We start from the raw sequence: 16,317 nt of genomic DNA, 5'->3' as shown, positions 1-16,317 counted from the left end.
GGTCAGCCGATGACCGACTCGTCCGATGCCTCGGCGGGTGTCGCGGTGAGGAAGTCCAGCAGACCGGTGATGGTCAGGATCCGCTCCAGTTGGGCGGGCCGGTCGTCGAGATGGAGGCGCACGCCCGCGGCACTCGTGCGGCGGTGGATCATGACGAGCCCGGACAGTCCGGCGGAGTCGCAGAACGCCAGGTCGGAGAAGTCGAGGTGCAGTTCTTCGGGAACCTTGCCGCCGGTCAACAGGTCCGACACGGTGTCGACCAGCAGTCGGGTCGTCCCGTAATCGAGGTCTCCGGCGACCCGGACGGAGGTCGACCGGCCGGTGGTGTGCAGCGCGAGTGTGAGTTTCATGCGAATAGTGGGGGGTTGGTTGTAGTGGATTGGTGCAATGCAGCGTGGGCTGCGGTGAGAAGGCGTTGGGCGCGCGGGAATTCGCGCAGCTGACCGGACAGCGAGTCCAGGGCCGGATACAGCGACTCGGCGGGCACTGCCCGGGCGACGAGGATCTCGGCGGTCCAGCAGACGAACTCCGTGAACAGATCGTCGTCGTCGGTGTAGAGCGCGGTGGAGAGGAATGCCACGATGTGCGCGATGTCCTCGGCGGTGCGTTCGCGCTGCGCCGGGTTGTAGTCGCGCATCGCGGGGTAGCGGTCCTCGAGTTCCTCGACGGTGGTCTGGACCAGTGTCGTCGCAGTACTGCGCACCATCGTGTACTCCTGATCGGCCAGGTGCGGCAGATCGTCGATGGGCTGGTGGGTTGCGGTCGACTGCGCAGGCCGCACGCCGCCGCGCAGCAGGTCGGCCGCGGTCCGGGCGTCCGACGCCCATGCGTCGGCGCCGAGCAACCGGGCGAACCGGCCGTCGAACCCGAACGCCGCGCCACCGGCGAGCACCGGTACGCCCGCAGCCTGGCACGCGGTGATCGCGGCGTGCGCGGTGGGCAGCCGGGTCGGAATCGAGCACGACAGCGCGACCGCTACCGGGCCGTGCTGGTGGACGTGGGCGATCAGATGCGGCGTGGGGACCTGAGCGCCGAGGAAGTCGACCTGCCAGCCGCGCAGGCGCAGCACCTCGGCGAGCAGCCGCGCGGGTAGCGCATGCCACTCACCGTCGACGCAGGCGACGGTCACGCGGCCGGCATCCGGTCGGCGACGCGCCTTCGGATGATGTGCCAGCGCCGCGATCACGCGGTCGTTGATCGCGGTCGCGGCGTGCTCCTGCGCCACGGTGATCCGGTTGGCGGCCCATTCCGTGCCGACGCGACGCTGCACGACCGCGATGACGTCGAGCAGCACGTCCTCGGGGGCGATGCCGGCGTCGAGCGCCTCGAACACCACGGTCGACGCGGCGTACTCGTCGCCGTCCATGACCGCAGCCCAGAGCCGCTCCTGCGGCGCCAGGCAGTCGAGATCAGAGGCGCTCAAGCGGTGAACCTCCCGGCGGTGTGGCCGTCGACGGCGCTCAGGTGTGTGCGCCGCGGGGCCGTGATCGCGACGACGGCGATGTCGTCATGTGCACGGTTGTGTACCCACTCTGAGGTCAACATCATGATGCGTTCGACGACGGCCTCGGCCGGCAGGCCCGCGCACTGCGACAACGCTGCGCTGAGACGGGCCTCGCCGAACATGTCGGCGCCCAGCGGGCCGCCGCGGGCCTCGGTGACGCCGTCGGTGAACAACAGGCAGGTCTCGCCCGGCGCCAGCGCCGCGTCGACGGTGCGGGCCCGGATCGTCGGCATGACACCGACCAGCGTGCCCCCGGTGTCGGCCTCCTCCACGCTGCCGTCGTTGCGGACGATCAGCGGTGCGAGATGTCCGGCACTGGTCAGTCGCAACCGCACGAATCCGTCGCGGCGGACCACCGACGCGAGCACCAGGGTCGCGAACCGGGTGTCGTCGATCGACAGCAGAGCGCTGTTGAGCAGTTTGAGCACCCCGGTGTGGTCGGCGGCCAGCGGGGCCAGCGCCTGCAACGTGTTACGGATCTTGCCGGTCAGCACCGCGGCGTCGAGCCCCTTGCCGCACACGTCGCCGAGGATCACCAGCGTCTCGTCGTCGGGCCCGGCCGCAGGGTGCACGTCGTAGAAGTCACCGCCGATGGTCTCGTGGTCCGCCGAGGCCCGGTAACCGCCCGCGAGTTCGATGCCGTCGAGACGCTGCAGCTGGGGTGGCAGCAGCTCGCGCATCAGGGTGCGGGTGATGGTGGACTGCTCGGCGTACAGCCGGGCCGCGGACAGCGCCGCGCCGGCCCGTGCGGCGAACAGCCGGGCGAACACCTCTTCACCGTCGCTGAACGTGCTCTCCGACGACCGGCGCAACAGCACCAGCGCTCCGGCCGGGACACCGTGACCGGGCAGCGGAGTGATCACCACGCCACCGGTTCCGTCCGAAAACCCAGGGGGGACAAGCCATTCGGGCAGTGATCCGGGGTCTATCCAGCGTGACGGGACCGGCGGGAAGCCGCGTAGGGCCTCGCTGAGACCTGCCACCTCGGCCGGGTCGGCATCGATCCTGCGGTGCTCTGTCGTGCCGTCGGGCAGGCCGAAGACGAGCGGGACGACACCGCCGGAAGCAGGTGCGACCAGCACGGCGGCGTCCGCGAGATGCCGCGCGGCCATCTGCACCGTGGCTTCCATGCAGCGGTCGATGTTCAACGACGCCATCAGCACCGCCGACGCCTCGTCGAGGAACTCGGAACGTTCGCGTTCGAGCGTCAACGCCAGGCGGGTCGACCGCGCCGAATCCTCCAGCAGCCACCACGCCATCTCACCGTCGGGCAGTTCGGTGGTGCGCGCCTCGCGGTCGTCGTCTCCGGACAGCCAGGACGGTACGAAGTCTTCGACGGCGCTACCGGGACCGATGTCCGGCAGCACCGACCGGGCGGAGGCGCTCAGCGTGCGGACCATTCCGCCGCGATCGACCACCAGCACCGGGTGGGGAACCGAGTCCCACACACTGTCAATCCCGGAGACCACGTCGAGGGGAGTAATCTCGCCCATTCAGTTGCCTCCTCAAAGGGGCCGAACGTGGTCCGGCCCGTCTGTCGACTCTAGGCAGGTGGGCGCCCGATGTCGACCGAGCAGTCTTACGGAAACGTCAACGCGCACGTCAGCGCGCACTGTCCAGATAACGAAATCGTTTCTGCGCGTTGGGCAATGGTGGTGTAACGGGTGATCGCGCGACGCCGATAGAGTGACGGCGCGACGCGTACAGGTTCTTTCGGGGGGCCGATCTTGACGATCGAAGGAATGCACTTTGTCACCCAATGCAGAGGTCGGTCGCCGCGCCGTGCTCAAAGTGCCGGTGGTGGTGGGTGCCGGCCTCGCGATCAGCCGGACGCCGCGCGCCTCGGCCGAGACGGCCCGCTGGTCGCCTGAGCGTGCCCATCGCTGGCATCGCGCACAGGGCTGGCTGGTCGGGGCCAACTTCATCCCGGCCAACGCGATCAACCAGCTCGAGATGTTCCAGCCGGGTACCTTCGACCCGCGACGCATCGACACCGAGCTGAGAATGGCAAAACACCTCGGGCTCAACACCGTTCGCGTGTTCCTGCACGATCTGCTCTGGGTCCAGGACCGGGCCGGATTCCAGCGCCGGCTCGCGCGGTTCGTCGACATCGCCGCGCACCACCGGATCAAACCGTTGTTCGTGCTGTTCGACTCGTGCTGGGATCCGCATCCGCGGCTGGGCACGCAGCGTGGCCCGGTGCCGGGTGTGCACAACTCGGGCTGGGTGCAGAGTCCGGGCGCCGAGCACCTCGGCGATCCGGCGTACCGGCGCGTCCTGCGTGACTACGTCATCGGGGTGATCAGCCAGTTCCGCCACGACAAGCGCGTCCTGGGATGGGATCTCTGGAACGAGCCCGACAATCCCGCCGACGTCTACAGGGAGGTCGAGCGCCGAGACAAGGTGGACAGGGTCGCCGAGCTGCTTCCCCAGGTGTTCGGCTGGGCGCGGTCCGTCGATCCGGTGCAGCCGCTGACCAGCGGAGTGTGGGACGGCGTGTGGGGCGATCCGGCGCGGCGCACCCCGGTGGTCAGAGCCCAGCTGGATCTCTCCGACGTCATCTCGTTCCACAGCTATGCCGATCCGAGGGGTTTCGAGGACCGGCTCGCCGAGCTGACTCCGCTGGGCCGGCCGATGCTGTGCACCGAGTACATGGCGCGCACCCTCGACAGCACCGTCGAGTCGATCCTGCCGATCATGAAGCGACGCAACATCGGCGCCTACACGTGGGGCTTCGTCGCCGGCAAGACGCAGACGTTCCTGCCGTGGGATTCCTGGGAGCGCCCGGTGATCGAACCGCCGCTGTGGTTCCACGACCTGCTGCACGGTGACGGAACCCCGTACCGCGCCGGCGAGGTCAACACGATCCGGGAGCTGACGGGCCGCAACCGCCCGAGCTAGGAACTCAGCGCAGGTCGACGAGCTTCGACGGCCGGCAGAGCACTGTCACGACGAGTGCGAGGCCCGAGGCGACCGCGAACGCGACGAACACGTTGGTCAGGTCGGCGGTGCCGCCGAGCACCGCGGCGGCGATGGGTCGGGATCCGAGGAACCCGACGAGCCACAGCGCCATGATCCGGCCGCGCAACTCCTCCGGGGCGCGCTCCTGCACCACGGTGGACAGGCCGGTCATCGCGCACCCGAAACCGAAACCGGCGAGTGCGAAGCCGGTGTAGGCGATCCACGACTGCATGCCGACGGCGAGCACGGCGCTGCCCAGCGTGAGGGCGACCATGCCGATCGACGACACGTACGCCGACGCGATCCGGCCCCGCAGCACCGCCAGCGACCCCATGCCCAGCGCGGCGCCGACGCCGAACACCGCCGACAGCGTGCCGACCATGGCGGCGCCGCCGCCGAGCTCGTCGGCCATCGACGGGGCCAGCGTGATGGACGGATCGGACACGATGCCGACCGTCGTGACCGCGAGCAACGCCAGCAGGAGCGGCCGGTCGGCCAGGACGTACCTGACCGCTGCGCGAACCCGGTAGTCGGCGCCGGGCCTGCGTTGCGGCGGTGCCGGGAAGCGCACAGCCAGCAGGAACATCGCGAACACGAGGTGCAGCACCGCGCTGACGGTGAACGCGGTCGCCGGTCCGACGTGCGCGGCCAGGTAGGCGCCCGCTGCGGGGCCGATGACACGGCCCACCGTCATCGGCAGGCTGTTGAGCGCCATCGCCGTCGGCAGTTCGCCGTTGCGGATCAGCGTCGGGACGATCGACTGCATGGCGGGCCCGCCCACGACGAACCCGATGCCGACCAGCGTGGTCCCGATCAGGATCGGGATCGCGACCGCGACGCCCTGCAGTCCTGGCTCGGCGAACATCCACACCGCGATCGATCCGGAGCCGATCACGCAGAACACTCTGCCGAGCAGGATCTGGCGCGCCGGGTTGCCGGTGTCGGCCCATTTGCCGCTGGTGGGCGCAAGGATCAGCTGCGGGAAGAACTGCGCCACACCGACCAGTCCGACCATCAGCGCCGAACGCGTCGCCTCGTACATCACGATCGCCGCGACGAGGCCGTGCGTCCACACCGCGACGACGGCGAACATCTTGCCCCAGAACAGCGCCCCGAAGACGCGGTCGAACATCAGCCCGAACGCGCCGCGCGAGGGCAGCGGCGTGACGGGGGCAGGTCGGCTTGGTGTCTGGGTCATCGGGCGGCGCGTTCGAAGCGTTCGGTGATGCGTCCCAGCAGGGCGACCAGCGTGTCGACGTCGGAGTCCGGCAGGTCGGCGACGGTCTCGGCGACGAGTTCGCGTCGGCGCTCGGCGATCTCGGCGAGTTCCTTACGCCCCACCTCGGTGAGTACCAGGGTGCGCCGACGCTGGTCCTCGGCGGCCGACGACTTCGTCAGCAGACCCGCGGCGACCACCGGTGCGATCAGCCGACTGGCCGTCGAGTGCTCGACGGCCAGGAAATCGGCGACGTCGCGGACCGATGCTCCGCCGGCCTCCTCGAACTGCTCCACGGCCCGCAGCACGCGGATCGTGGAGACGCCCGCGACGGGACTGTCGGGGCCCAGCACACGGCGCCGCCACTGGGGGCGCTGCCGGGCGACGTGCAGACGCGTCAGCAGGTCGTCGAGTTGGTCGTAGCGGGAACGCGGCACTAAATATGCATAGCACATACATATTTATTCGCGGTCGCCCGGGCGGCTCAGAAGCGGTCGGTGATCGCCTGGCAGAACGCGTCCAGATCCCTCGGGGACCGGCTGGTGATCAGTTTGCCGTCGATGCAGAGCTCCTGGTCGACATAGGTGGCCCCGGCGTTGCGCAGATCGGTGCGCAGGCTCGGATACGACGTCAGCGTGCGGCCCGAGGCGACCTCGGCCTCCACCAGCGCCCACGGTCCGTGGCAGATCGCCGCGACCGGCTTCCCGGACCGGACGAACTCACCGACGAACGCCACCGCGGCCTCGTCGAGGCGCAGCTTGTCGGCGTTGACGGTGCCACCGGGCAGCACCAGCCCGTCGTACTCGTCGATCGTCGCGTCGCCGACGACGCGGTCGACGGCGAAGGTGCCCGCGGGCTCCAGGTCGTGGTCGCGGGCGGCGATCTCCCCGTCGTCGACCGACAGCAGGTCGACCTGACCGCCGGCGTCGAGGATCGCCGCGCGCGGCTGCTCAAGCTCGACCCTCTCGACCCCGTCGGTGGCCAGGAAGGCGATGCGCCGGCCAACGAGCCGGTCGTCGGTTTCGTTCGGCATGTGGGTGTCCTTTCCGTCGGAGCGCGGTTACCCGCTGTCCTCTACGGTCGAACCCATGACTGCTCAGTCCGACAACGACCGCCTCGGCAATGTCGCGCCCGGCGACCTCATCGAGTTGACCCTCCCCGGCTCCGCTGTTCGCCAATTTAAGGTCGTGCACAAGGAGTCGTCGGGAGAGACGGTCATCATGACGCTGGAGGGCGACCACGGCGAGACCCGCGACGTCGAACTGCCGGCCGACACCGTCGTGGTGCGCACCCTCGAGTCGAAGTGGGAATCGCCCCAGAGTCCCACCCCCAGCGACGGTTCTGTTTGACCTGCAGGTACCGGTGGTACTGACGACCCATGGAAATGGTCAATCGAATCGCCGGAATCGCCGGCGCCACGGTGTTGGGCGCCGTCTCGGCGGTCGTCGGAGTCGGCGTCACGCCGGCCGCGTCCGCGCAGCAGCCCTGCCCGGATGTCGAGGTCGTGTTCGCCCGTGGCACGTCGGAAGCCCCGGGGGTCGGCGGTGTCGGTCAGGCATTCGTCGATGCCGTCCGCGCGCAGGCGGCACCGCGGACCGTGGGGGTGTACGCGGTGAACTACCCGGCGGGCAGCAACTTCGGCGATCGTGAACTGTTCGCCGGCACCGTGATCGACGGTGTCCGCGATGCCGGCAACCGGGTGCTCGCGGTCTCCGAGGAGTGTCCCGACACCCGCATCGTACTCGGCGGCTTCTCGCAGGGTGCGGTCGTCTCCGGCTTCACGACCTCCGACACCGTCCCGAGTTCGGTGCCCGCTGCCGCGGCGCCGACCCCGCTGCCGCCCGAGGTGGCCGACCACGTGGCCGCCGTCGTGCTCTTCGGCACGCCGTCGGAAGCGTTCATGCGGAGGTTCGGGGCTCCCGAGATCACGATCGGCCCGCTGTACGCGGACAAGACCCTGAAGCTGTGTGCTCAGGGTGACACGATCTGCGACGGGGCACCCGACGCAGGGCCGAACGTCGCGCACGCGTTCTATCCCGTCAACGGGATGATCAACGAGGGCGCGACGTACGCGGTCGGGCGACTCTAGGCGCCGGAGGGCACCGGGTAGCGGTCATTGACATCGGCGTTGGTGTCTTTGCGTGCGCAGTGCGCGCAGCAGAAGATGCCCTCGTCGGTCTCGATGCCGTGCCCGAGAATGCGGCAGCCGCAGTGTCCGCACTCGGGCGCCAACTGGGCCGCGGCGCACTCGACGCTGTCGAAGGTGGCTGTGCGGCCGTCGTGGAACGTGACCGTGAAGGCCTTGTCATAGTGGTTTCCGCAGGTGTCGCAAAGGGTCATGCCGCCCGGATTCCCAGGCCTTGACCCGACAAACGCGTTTGGGCGGGATCGAAGTGGGCATCAAAGATCCGTGACGAGCGCATACACCGATTTCGACGCCCGCGACCTGGCCGTCGACGTCTATCCCCCGCAAGAGGATTCACACCTTCTCATCGACGCCATGATCGAGGCGGGCGTCGTGCCCGGCGCACGGGTCGCCGATTTGTGCACCGGCAGTGGGGTTATCGCCATCGCCGCCGCGGCCGCCGGTGCAGCGTCGGTGACCGCCTTCGACATCTGTCCCAAAGCGGTGCAGCGCACCCGCGAGGAGGCACTGGCGGCCGGCGTCGAGGTCGACGTCCACCGCGGGTCCTGGGCCCGCGCAGTCGAATTCCGGCCGTTCGACGTGGTGCTGGCCAATCCGCCCTACGTTCCCGAGGCGCCGATGGACGACTCCGGGCTGATCTCCGCCACCGCGGGACCGTCGCGGGCCTGGGATGCCGGCCCCGACGGGCGGGTCGTTCTGGATCCGATGTGCGCGGCGGCGCCGCTTCTGCTCGCCGAAGGCGGCACGATGCTCGTCGTGCACTCGGAGTGCTCGAGCGTCACCCGCACGCTGCGCGCGTTCCGCGCACAGGGGATGAAGGCCGAAGTCGTTGCCCAGCAGTTGATCCCGTTCGGACCGGTGATGACGGCCCGCGCCCCGTGGCTCAGGCGGGCTGGTCTGCTGGGACCGAACAGCACCCAGGAACGCATCGTCGTCGTGCGCGCAGACGCGCCGTGAGCGATCTCCCGCCCCGTCTGGTCCGCGTCGTCCCGGGTGGCCCGGTGATGGTGGAAGGGCCAGTGTGCGTTGAGCTTCCCGATGGCAGCACCGTCGAATCAGACCGGTTCATGGTCGCGATCTGCGCCTGCCGGAAGTCCAAGACCTACCCGCTCTGCGACACCAGTCACCGCCGCCGGCAGCGAGCCGGCGGCGGTGCGCAGTCCGAACAGGGATCAGTCGAGAGCTCTGCGCAGGGATGAGCGGCCGTCGCGCCAGCTCCTCATGAGGTGCTCGGCGAGTCGGTTCTCGACCGCGTCGAATGCCCTGATCCCGAACACGACATCCTGATCGAGATCGGGTTCGCGCCGGACCAGGTCGCCCACCACATCGGTGCGCACCACCTGTTCGTGGACCGCGTCCGCCTCCACGTGCTCCTCGTAGAACGCGCGGCATTCAGTCGGTGCCCCCATCCGTTCGAGCGCCTGGACCATGCGGCGTGACCCCGGAGGCGAGGTCACCTCGGTGGCCGCGAAATGTCCGACCGCACAACCCCGCAGGCGTCGGTGAAGGCCGAACATCGACATCAGGTTCACCACGGCCAGCGCCTCGGCGGGCACATGGTCGAGGTAGCCGAGATACGTGGTGTCCAGATCCGCGGCGGCCATCAGGTCGGCGAACAGCTGCTGGTGCAGCCGGGCGCCCTTGCCGGCACCGAACTCGTCGAACTCCACCGCCACGAACGAGGCCTTCGCCTGCCCGGTCAGACGTGGGATCGCCCACGCGTGCGGATCTCCCTCTTTGAGGTGGTAGAGCGACCTGTGCGCGAAGTACTCGCGCATCTGGTCCCAGGTGCCCTCGTCACGCAGGTAGTACGACGGACCGTCGCCGTTCACCGGCTCGACACACAGCGCGTCGAGCTCGTCGAGTGCGGTCGCGTCCGGTTCGATCTCGCCGACCTGCTTGCGCACATCGGCCAGGAACAGGTCTTCGAGATGCCCGCGCAGATACAGCAGGCCGGCGTTCCACTCCCACCCGGAGTCCACCTTGTCGAAACCGCGGTAGTGCAACTCGTAGCAGGTGTAGAGCGCGAGCTGCAGATCGATGCCGGCCGGATCGGCGTCGGCAAGGGAGGTCTCGACCTTGGCCAGGTAGCGCAGCGGCGCCCGTTCGGCGAGCAGGTCGATCACCGACATCGAGATCGGACCGCGGGGTTCGGGCAGAGTAGGTGGTTGAACCAGCGTGGGCATCACGAGGCGGTAGGTACCCGGCTGTACCCGGACCAAACCGTGTCCGCGATCTCCCGCCGCGGCAGGCCCGGGTACCCCTCAGACCCTGGTACCTACACCTCGATGCAGGGATTCTCACAACTTCGGTCATGTGCCCATGGGTCGGGGGTGCATCGGGTAACCGACTCTCAAGCGCAACTGAGCGCCTTGAACAACGAAGTCAACCAATCAAGGGGTGAACAAGACTTATGGCCACCACAACGGCTATCTCGATCGAATCGACCACCGCCACGCTGATCGCTCAGCTGCGGACCGTGCTGGACCTGACCCATACCGAGATCCAGGTCGCCGAAACCCGTGTCGCACAGGCCCGCACCGATGCGGTCCGTCGCGAGCTCACGCAGAACGCCGAGAACGCCCGTATCCGCGCCGAGGCCATCGAGAAGGCCATCCGCGACCTGGGTGGCTTCCCGGACGTCATCGGCCCGTTCCTGGGACGTGCAGCGGCCGCCGTCAAGGCCCTCACCGAGCAGGCCGAGCCGTTCGACGAGGCCCTGCTCGGCGATCTGGCGCTGGAAGGCCAGCTGCTGGACCGGTCGCGCTACGTGAAGGCGCTGGCCGTCGCGGCCAAGCACCAGGACGTCGCCGACCTGGCCACCCGGCTTATCACCGCGCACACCGCGACGGTCGAGTGGCTGACCACCGTGCTGGCCGAGGACGCCCTCGGCGGTCCGGCCGCGTTGCGCCGCACTCCGGTGCAGGCTGCGGCGGGTCTGGCCGTCAAGCTCGCGAACATGCCGTTCACCTGGTCGACCCGCGGCGCCGAGCGCATCGCCGAGGCCGTGCGGTCCGTGCGGCCGGCCGTCTCCGGACTGGTCGAGCGCGGCGCACGCACCGGCGAGATCGCCGGCAAGGCCCTCTCGGGCGCGCGGGACGGGGCCCTGGAGTCCGCCGAGCGTGTCACCCGTGAGCAGGGTGCCGAGGACGCCGCCGACGCGATCCATGCCGCCCGCGGTGCGTCAGGCACGCTCGACGCCGACGAGCTGCCGATCACCGGCTATGACGAGCTGACCGTCACCGATGCGGCGAACGCGGTCAAGGAGCTCACCGAGCCGTCCGACATCCGCGTGATCATCGCCTACGAGGAGGCGCACAAGAACCGTCAGCGCGTCGTCTCGGCCGCGCAGGCGCGCGTCGCTGCCATCGCGCAGGAAGTCGTCGGGATCAACAACTAGACAGCGCGACACCAGCGAGGCCGGCACGGGTGACCGTGCCGGCCTTGTTGCGTTCTAATCTCGGTGGGTGACACTCGGCTACGACGACGTCCTCCGCGACCGGATCGCACAGCGGCTCGGTCAGCACACCCGCAGGACGGTGACCGACCCGTCGAAGCGCCACGCCGCCGTCGCGGTCGTTCTCGTCGACTCGGTGGTGGGCGAGGACCGGGTGGATCCGGCGCCGGTGGATGACTGGATCGCGGGCCGCCCGATGCCCGACGACCTCGACGGCCGGATGGTCGATGTGTCGGGCGGGGCGGCGTTCCTGTTGTGCCGCCGGGCCTCGCGGCTGAGCTCGCACTCGGCGCAGTGGGCGCTCCCGGGGGGACGGCTCGATCCGGGCGAGACGGTCGTGGAGGCCGCTCTGCGGGAACTGGACGAAGAGGTCGGTGTCAGGCTCCCGGAGAGCGCCCTCCTCGGGCTCCTCGACGATTATTCGACGCGTTCTGGCTATGTGATCACTCCGGTGGTGCTCTGGGGCGGCGGCCGGCTGGATCCCCGGCCCGCACCGGACGAGGTGGTAGCTGTGTACCGGGTGGGGCTACACCAATTGCTGCGCGAGGACTCGCCACGCTTCATCACGATCCCGGAGAGCCCGCGGCCCGTGGTGCAGGTCCCGCTCGGCAATGACCTGATCCACGCCCCAACCGGCGCGGTGCTGTTGCAGCTGCGGTGGCTGTGTCTGGAGGGGCGCGACGATCCGGTAAACGAACTCGAGCAACCGGTGTTCGCCTGGCGCTGAGTTTCCCCGCGCGGTCGCGGGGGTAGCCAGGAGGTCATCATGACTTCGATCCGCGCCACCGCACGGCAACTTCTCGGCACCACCCTGACCATGGGTGCCGCCGGGGCCGCCGGCTGGTTCGTGACCCTGCAGATCGCCGAGCCGGTACCGCCGCAACCCACCGCGCAGATCTCGACCGCGCCCGCGACCCACCTGGTCACCCCCGCGGCGGCGGGCACCGCACCGCAGCACTTCGAGCGTGTCGGTCAGGTCACCGCGACCTCACCCCATTCGCTCACGACGGTCAACGCACAGGGCGAGTCCACCACCTTCCGGATCACCCCGGACACCACCCGCATCGGGCAGTCGGTGGCGAACGGCACCGTCGTCGTCGTCGGGATCGTGCAGAACGGCGTCCCGGTGGCCACGGCCATCGCCGACACGGCGTCGATCGGCCCGGACGGGCCCCCGATGGACTACGACCTGCCGACCTGAGACCTGCCGACCTGACCGGGCCCGAACACCGGTGTGGACCTCCACTCACTGAGCGCCTGACCCAGGCCGTCGGCCAGCAGCCGCAATTGTGAGACGAGCGTCGTACAGCCGATGAACTGCAGGCGGCGCGCGTACTCCATCACCCTCAATACCTCCGGGTCGACGGTGCGGATACCCAGATCGCGTGCCGCGGCGTCGTATTCGGCCACCGCCGCTGCGCCCAGCATCGCCAGATCCCATTCCACCGGGCCGCGACAGATGTCCTCGAAATCGGAGAACACGATCCCGGATGTCGTCCGGATCACGTTGTGCGACGGCGCATCTCCCTGGATCGGTTGCACCGTGACGCCGGGGAAGGCCGCCTGAAAGGCTTTCTGGTCGGCGAGAATCGCCCGCAGGCTGTCGAACTCCACTCGCGCCCGGTCCACGTCGTCGGCCGTCAGCAGGTCCACCGTGTGCAACTCGGCGATCATGGCCGGCAGACCGTCGTTGAACGGCGCGAGGAACGGTAGTTCCCTCGGGTAGCGCGCCAGGGCGGCGTGCAGCTGCGCGGAGTGCCTCAGCGCGACCCCGCGGTAGGGCTCGTGGTCGGCAGCCAGGTCGGCCAGTTCCCAGAACGTCATCACGAACCCGTCGCGGTGGATCGGAGACCGCGGCACAAGCGCGGACGGCGGGACCACCGGCACCCCTTGGGCGTGCAGCCACGCCGCGACGTCGAGTTCGCGCTGCCGGCGTGCGGTCTGGCCGGCGGGGTCCGCGGCGGCGGTCAGGACCACCGGGATCCGCGCCACCACCGGGTGCGGCGCCAGGTGCACGACGACGGAGAAGACATCGTGCAGAACGACGGGGTGCTCGACGTCGAGCCCCAGCTCACGGGCGGCGTCGACGGCGGCCCCGGTCGCGCGGCGGGTGCGCTCGCCGACTTCAGCGGGCGTCATGTGCCCAGGTCAGATCACGATTGCGGCGATCGGCGGCGATGCTGCCACTGAACAGACCGGAGTCCGCCTGAGAACGTCCGGGCACCGGCACGGCGGCATCGCCGCGCGCTGTGTCGGCGTCGGTCCGATGCTCGATCCGTGTACGGGGCATCGCCCCGGGATTGGTGCGCTGCAACCACGCGACCATCCCTTCGCGAACATCGCAGCGCAGATCGAACAACTGGCCCGCGTTGGAGGCACTGACCAGCATGCGCACCCGGACCCGGCCCTCCACCGCGTCGGTCACCTGCAGGACGCCGACGCGTCCGTCCCACAACGGATTCGCGCGCAGCAGGCGATCCAGCTCCGCCCGCATCTGGTCGAACGGCACGGTGAAGTCGACGTCGAGCTCCGCGGTGCCCAGCAGTTCGGTCGCGTTGCGCGTCCAATTCTGGAACGGGGTGCTGGTGAAGTACGTGCACGGCAGGACCAGGCGACGCTCGTCCCACAGGTGTACGACCACATAGGTCAGGGTGATCTCCTCGATCCGGCCCCACTCCTCTTCGAGTACCACGACGTCCCCGACGCGGATCGCATCGGAGAACGCGATCTGGATGCCGGCGAACACCGATCCGAGCGACGTCTGGGCGGCGAGGCCGGCCACGACGGTCAACACGCCCGCAGACGCGAACACCGTCTTGCCGATGTCGCTGAACGCCGGGAACGTCATCAACGCGGCCGCGGCACCGAGCATCACGATGATGGCCACCGCGATCCGCCTCAGGGTGAGCACCTGCGTCTTGATCTTGCGCCGGTGCCGGTCGGCGTCGGTCAGACCCTCGTCGCCGCCGGCGAAGCGGGAGATGGCCTGGCGTTCGGCAACGCGCACCAGGCTCGCGATCGTCCAGGTGATGGTGGCGATCAGCGTGATGACCAGCAGGTGGTCGACGAAGCCCCGCCAACCGGTGTCCGCGTCGACGGTGCGGCGCACCGCGGCAGACGCGGCGATCACCACCAGCGTGGCGCGCAGCGGCATGCGGGTCAGCTCCGCGGCGTGGTGCAGCAGCGTGCTGCGCCGGCCCAACCGCTGCAGGAGCCACGAGATGGCCAGGCCGACGGCGTAGGCGATGGCGACGGCGCCGGCGCCGGCGATCCACGCTGCGGCACTGGCGACGTGCGTGGCGGAGGCAAGTTCGAGGGTGTCGTCCATGACAGGGAGAACTCCTGGGAGTGGGTGTCAGGGCGGGAAACGCGGACAACTCTGTTCACGCGTCCCGAAAGCGTTCCCGTCTTCACCCGCCCCCAAAACCGCGCTTGGCGATCTTCTTCCTGATCTTGTCCGGCAGTGCGTCGGCGACGGCGATCTCGCGCAGCAGCTCGGTTTCGCCCATCAGCGCGCGGAACACCATGCCGATGCTCACCGCGTGGTCGGGTCGCGACACCACCTCGATGCGGTCGTCGGCGCGCACCGTGCCCGGTTCGATCACCCGGAAGTAGGCGCCGGGCTCCCCGGCGGCGGTGAACGTCTTGATCAGGCCGGGGACGCCAAGCCATTTCACGAACGTCTGGCACGGGGTGCGGGGGCTGGTGACCTCCAGCAGGAGACCGTCCTGGCCGACCGCCCACCGCTCCCCGATCAGCAGACCGGTGACGTCCACGCCGGTGGTGGTCAGGTTCTCGCCGAACGAGCCGTTGGTGAGCTCACGGTCGAGCCGGCCCTCCCAGCGGTCCAGGTCCTCACGCGCATAGGCGTAGACCGCCTGGTCGTCACCGCCGTGGTACTTGCTGTCGCAGACCGAATCGCCGGCGATGCCGCTGCCCAGCCCGCCCTTCCGCGGACCGGGGGAACGCACGGCGACCGGCTCGGCGCTGGGGCGTTTGTCGATCCCCGAGCGGCGCCTGCCGAGGTCGATCGGAACCGCCGCCACGTTCACCGTCAACACCGAAGCCATACGGGGACGCTAACCGAGCAGCTCCCAGCTGTCGTCCTCACCGACCGGTGCGGCCGTCACCTGCACGGTGCGTTCCTCGCCCTGCGGGTCGGCAGCGGTGCAGTCGAACGTCGTGCCGACCTCGACCGCCTTGAGGCCCGATCCGCAGTCCACGGTGACATCGAATCCGACCTGTTCGGACACGCTCTCGGTCAGGGTGTCGGCGACGGTCGGGAGATCGTAGAGCGTGTCGATGGTCTTGAAGTTGACGTTGTAGTCGTCGTCGGTGACCGTCGCGTCGACACGCACCGTCTGCCCGCCCACCTGTGCCGAGCACTCCAGGCTCTCGCCCTTCTTCGGGCCGGGTGATGTCTCGGGGCACTCCACGCTGGAGACCGACAGTCCGAGCGACGAGTACGAGTTGTTGAGCTGTTCGGTGATCCCGCTTTCGAGTTTGTCGTAGTCGAGACCCCCGATCGAGAACGAGCACGCGCTCAGTGCCAGAGCCGCGCCGCAGGACACCGCCAGGGTCTTGACCATGATCAAGATCGTAAAGTCGTGAGGCGCAGACGTCTAGAGATCGGCGAGGTCGTCGGGGACATCGACGGCGTAGCGCCGCAGCACCTCCAATGGCACCGAGTCCAGGGTGCGCTCGTGGGTCGAGGCCAGCACGACCGGGCAGGCATGCCCGTCCTCATGTGCGCGAAGCCAATTGAGCGCTGTCACGCACCACCGGTCCCCGGGGACGAGGCCGGGGAACCGGTAGGCCGGCATCGGTGTCGACAGGTCGTTGCCGATCGACCGCTGATGGGCGAGGAAATCCGCGGTCACCACACCGCAGATCGTGTGACGGCCGCGGTCCTCGTCGCCGGTGCTGCAACAGCCGTCCCGGTAGAACCCGGTCAAAGGTTCGGTGCCGCAAGGGTCCAACGGCCCGCCGAGAACGTTTCGCTCCGCCATCGGACCAGTATCGCCCAGTGGCGG

At 69.2% G+C, this 16,317-nt stretch carries 21 protein-coding genes; 8 read left to right on the top strand and 13 right to left on the bottom strand.

Annotated features, from left to right (window positions below; genetic code table 11):
• Nucleotides 1-2: 2 nt before the first annotated feature.
• Genes DYE23_RS27335 through DYE23_RS27325 form a run of 3 tightly spaced genes read right to left on the bottom strand, consistent with a single transcriptional unit; the run spans nucleotide 3 to nucleotide 2,997 of the window.
• Nucleotides 3-350, bottom strand: a complete 348-nt coding sequence (locus DYE23_RS27335; protein WP_011891929.1) for an STAS domain-containing protein — start codon at nucleotides 348-350, stop codon at nucleotides 3-5.
• Nucleotides 347-1,423 (bottom strand): cobalamin B12-binding domain-containing protein, encoded by a 1,077-nt coding sequence (locus DYE23_RS27330; protein WP_115328652.1) that lies wholly within the window; start codon nucleotides 1,421-1,423, stop codon nucleotides 347-349. The genes DYE23_RS27335 and DYE23_RS27330 overlap by 4 nt, the downstream gene beginning before the upstream one ends.
• Nucleotides 1,420-2,997 (bottom strand): PP2C family protein-serine/threonine phosphatase, encoded by a 1,578-nt coding sequence (locus tag DYE23_RS27325; protein WP_011891931.1) that lies wholly within the window; start codon nucleotides 2,995-2,997, stop codon nucleotides 1,420-1,422. The genes DYE23_RS27330 and DYE23_RS27325 overlap by 4 nt, the downstream gene beginning before the upstream one ends.
• A gap of 256 nt (nucleotides 2,998-3,253) precedes the next feature.
• Between DYE23_RS27325 and DYE23_RS27320 the strand changes: the two genes are divergently transcribed.
• Complete coding sequence (locus DYE23_RS27320; protein WP_011891932.1) at nucleotides 3,254-4,405, top strand: glycoside hydrolase 5 family protein; 1,152 nt, start codon at nucleotides 3,254-3,256, stop codon at nucleotides 4,403-4,405.
• A gap of 4 nt (nucleotides 4,406-4,409) precedes the next feature.
• Here the strand turns inward: DYE23_RS27320 and DYE23_RS27315 are convergent, their stop codons facing one another.
• From DYE23_RS27315 to DYE23_RS27305, 3 genes are read right to left on the bottom strand one after another with little or no spacing between them, the layout of a single operon-like run.
• Nucleotides 4,410-5,663, bottom strand: coding sequence for an MFS transporter (locus tag DYE23_RS27315; protein WP_115328651.1), 1,254 nt, complete (start codon nucleotides 5,661-5,663; stop codon nucleotides 4,410-4,412).
• Nucleotides 5,660-6,136, bottom strand: coding sequence for a MarR family winged helix-turn-helix transcriptional regulator (locus DYE23_RS27310; RefSeq protein ID WP_115328650.1), 477 nt, complete (start codon nucleotides 6,134-6,136; stop codon nucleotides 5,660-5,662). The genes DYE23_RS27315 and DYE23_RS27310 overlap by 4 nt, the downstream gene beginning before the upstream one ends.
• 29 nt (nucleotides 6,137-6,165) lie before the next feature.
• Nucleotides 6,166-6,714: a type 1 glutamine amidotransferase domain-containing protein gene (locus DYE23_RS27305; RefSeq protein ID WP_115328649.1), complete on the bottom strand. Its 549-nt coding sequence runs from the start codon at nucleotides 6,712-6,714 to the stop codon at nucleotides 6,166-6,168.
• A 55-nt stretch (nucleotides 6,715-6,769) separates the two neighbouring features.
• Here DYE23_RS27305 and DYE23_RS27300 point away from each other — a divergent pair, with 55 nt between their 5' ends.
• Complete coding sequence (locus tag DYE23_RS27300) at nucleotides 6,770-7,030, top strand: hypothetical protein (protein WP_011891936.1); 261 nt, start codon at nucleotides 6,770-6,772, stop codon at nucleotides 7,028-7,030.
• A gap of 29 nt (nucleotides 7,031-7,059) precedes the next feature.
• Nucleotides 7,060-7,770 carry a cutinase family protein gene (locus DYE23_RS27295; protein WP_013473149.1) on the top strand — a complete coding sequence of 237 codons (711 nt, stop codon included), beginning with the start codon at nucleotides 7,060-7,062 and terminating at the stop codon, nucleotides 7,768-7,770.
• On the opposite strand, the gene DYE23_RS27290 is transcribed toward DYE23_RS27295, so the two are convergent.
• Nucleotides 7,767-8,021 carry a metallothionein gene (locus DYE23_RS27290; protein WP_011891938.1) on the bottom strand — a complete coding sequence of 85 codons (255 nt, stop codon included), beginning with the start codon at nucleotides 8,019-8,021 and terminating at the stop codon, nucleotides 7,767-7,769. The two genes, DYE23_RS27295 and DYE23_RS27290, sit on opposite strands and share 4 nt — an antisense overlap.
• A 70-nt stretch (nucleotides 8,022-8,091) precedes the next feature.
• Here DYE23_RS27290 and DYE23_RS27285 point away from each other — a divergent pair, with 70 nt between their 5' ends.
• Both DYE23_RS27285 and DYE23_RS27280 read left to right on the top strand, forming a co-directional pair.
• Entirely contained in the window at nucleotides 8,092-8,784 is a 693-nt protein-coding gene (locus DYE23_RS27285) for a HemK2/MTQ2 family protein methyltransferase (protein WP_011891939.1), read from the top strand.
• Complete coding sequence (locus DYE23_RS27280; protein WP_011891940.1) at nucleotides 8,781-9,026, top strand: CDGSH iron-sulfur domain-containing protein; 246 nt, start codon at nucleotides 8,781-8,783, stop codon at nucleotides 9,024-9,026. The genes DYE23_RS27285 and DYE23_RS27280 overlap by 4 nt, the downstream gene beginning before the upstream one ends.
• Here DYE23_RS27280 and DYE23_RS27275 read toward each other — a convergent pair.
• Nucleotides 9,000-10,013 (bottom strand): iron-containing redox enzyme family protein, encoded by a 1,014-nt coding sequence (locus tag DYE23_RS27275; protein ID WP_013473145.1) that lies wholly within the window; start codon nucleotides 10,011-10,013, stop codon nucleotides 9,000-9,002. The two genes, DYE23_RS27280 and DYE23_RS27275, sit on opposite strands and share 27 nt — an antisense overlap.
• A 227-nt stretch (nucleotides 10,014-10,240) precedes the next feature.
• Between DYE23_RS27275 and DYE23_RS27270 the strand changes: the two genes are divergently transcribed.
• From DYE23_RS27270 to DYE23_RS27260, 3 genes are all read left to right on the top strand, one after another.
• Entirely contained in the window at nucleotides 10,241-11,227 is a 987-nt protein-coding gene (locus DYE23_RS27270; protein WP_011891942.1) for a hypothetical protein, read from the top strand.
• 67 nt (nucleotides 11,228-11,294) lie between these two features.
• Complete coding sequence (locus tag DYE23_RS27265) at nucleotides 11,295-12,011, top strand: NUDIX hydrolase (RefSeq protein WP_011891943.1); 717 nt, start codon at nucleotides 11,295-11,297, stop codon at nucleotides 12,009-12,011.
• A 39-nt stretch (nucleotides 12,012-12,050) separates the two neighbouring features.
• Entirely contained in the window at nucleotides 12,051-12,485 is a 435-nt protein-coding gene (locus DYE23_RS27260) for a hypothetical protein (RefSeq protein WP_115328648.1), read from the top strand.
• Here the strand turns inward: DYE23_RS27260 and DYE23_RS27255 are convergent.
• From DYE23_RS27255 to DYE23_RS27235, 5 genes are all read right to left on the bottom strand, one after another.
• The gene (locus DYE23_RS27255; protein WP_115328647.1) at nucleotides 12,467-13,423 is read right to left on the bottom strand and encodes a phosphotransferase; all 957 of its coding nucleotides are present in this window, start codon (nucleotides 13,421-13,423) and stop codon (nucleotides 12,467-12,469) included. The genes DYE23_RS27260 and DYE23_RS27255 overlap by 19 nt on opposite strands.
• On the bottom strand, nucleotides 13,410-14,612 hold the full coding sequence (locus DYE23_RS27250) for a mechanosensitive ion channel family protein (RefSeq protein ID WP_115328646.1): 1,203 nt from the start codon (nucleotides 14,610-14,612) through the stop codon (nucleotides 13,410-13,412). The genes DYE23_RS27255 and DYE23_RS27250 overlap by 14 nt, the downstream gene beginning before the upstream one ends.
• Before the next feature lie 82 nt (nucleotides 14,613-14,694).
• Entirely contained in the window at nucleotides 14,695-15,354 is a 660-nt protein-coding gene (locus DYE23_RS27245; protein WP_011891947.1) for an MOSC domain-containing protein, read from the bottom strand.
• 9 nt (nucleotides 15,355-15,363) lie between these two features.
• Nucleotides 15,364-15,873, bottom strand: coding sequence for a DUF4333 domain-containing protein (locus DYE23_RS27240; protein ID WP_011891948.1), 510 nt, complete (start codon nucleotides 15,871-15,873; stop codon nucleotides 15,364-15,366).
• Nucleotides 15,874-15,906: 33 nt separating this feature from the next.
• Nucleotides 15,907-16,293: a DUF2237 family protein gene (locus DYE23_RS27235; protein WP_011891949.1), complete on the bottom strand. Its 387-nt coding sequence runs from the start codon at nucleotides 16,291-16,293 to the stop codon at nucleotides 15,907-15,909.
• Nucleotides 16,294-16,317 lie beyond the last annotated feature (24 nt).

This window comes from Mycolicibacterium gilvum, assembly GCF_900454025.1.
Taxonomy (GTDB): Bacteria; Actinomycetota; Actinomycetes; order Mycobacteriales; family Mycobacteriaceae; genus Mycobacterium; species Mycobacterium gilvum.
The sequence above is the reverse complement of the archived record's forward strand: the minus strand, read 5'-3'. Positions and strand labels throughout refer to the sequence as shown.

Excerpts from the sequence above, each read along its gene's own strand:
- DYE23_RS27335 (WP_011891929.1), bottom strand. The coding sequence starts at position 350 with ATGAAACTCACACTCGCGCTGCACACCACCGGCCGGTCGACCTCCGTC.
- DYE23_RS27325 (WP_011891931.1), bottom strand. The coding sequence starts at position 2,997 with ATGGGCGAGATTACTCCCCTCGACGTGGTCTCCGGGATTGACAGTGTG.
- DYE23_RS27315 (WP_115328651.1), bottom strand. The coding sequence starts at position 5,663 with ATGACCCAGACACCAAGCCGACCTGCCCCCGTCACGCCGCTGCCCTCG.
- DYE23_RS27310 (WP_115328650.1), bottom strand. The coding sequence starts at position 6,136 with ATGTGCTATGCATATTTAGTGCCGCGTTCCCGCTACGACCAACTCGAC.
- DYE23_RS27305 (WP_115328649.1), bottom strand. The coding sequence starts at position 6,714 with ATGCCGAACGAAACCGACGACCGGCTCGTTGGCCGGCGCATCGCCTTC.
- DYE23_RS27300 (WP_011891936.1), top strand. The coding sequence starts at position 6,770 with ATGACTGCTCAGTCCGACAACGACCGCCTCGGCAATGTCGCGCCCGGC.
- DYE23_RS27295 (WP_013473149.1), top strand. The coding sequence starts at position 7,060 with ATGGAAATGGTCAATCGAATCGCCGGAATCGCCGGCGCCACGGTGTTG.
- DYE23_RS27290 (WP_011891938.1), bottom strand. The coding sequence starts at position 8,021 with ATGACCCTTTGCGACACCTGCGGAAACCACTATGACAAGGCCTTCACG.
- DYE23_RS27275 (WP_013473145.1), bottom strand. The coding sequence starts at position 10,013 with ATGCCCACGCTGGTTCAACCACCTACTCTGCCCGAACCCCGCGGTCCG.
- DYE23_RS27270 (WP_011891942.1), top strand. The coding sequence starts at position 10,241 with ATGGCCACCACAACGGCTATCTCGATCGAATCGACCACCGCCACGCTG.
- DYE23_RS27260 (WP_115328648.1), top strand. The coding sequence starts at position 12,051 with ATGACTTCGATCCGCGCCACCGCACGGCAACTTCTCGGCACCACCCTG.
- DYE23_RS27255 (WP_115328647.1), bottom strand. The coding sequence starts at position 13,423 with ATGACGCCCGCTGAAGTCGGCGAGCGCACCCGCCGCGCGACCGGGGCC.
- DYE23_RS27250 (WP_115328646.1), bottom strand. The coding sequence starts at position 14,612 with ATGGACGACACCCTCGAACTTGCCTCCGCCACGCACGTCGCCAGTGCC.
- DYE23_RS27245 (WP_011891947.1), bottom strand. The coding sequence starts at position 15,354 with ATGGCTTCGGTGTTGACGGTGAACGTGGCGGCGGTTCCGATCGACCTC.
- DYE23_RS27240 (WP_011891948.1), bottom strand. The coding sequence starts at position 15,873 with ATGGTCAAGACCCTGGCGGTGTCCTGCGGCGCGGCTCTGGCACTGAGC.
- DYE23_RS27235 (WP_011891949.1), bottom strand. The coding sequence starts at position 16,293 with ATGGCGGAGCGAAACGTTCTCGGCGGGCCGTTGGACCCTTGCGGCACC.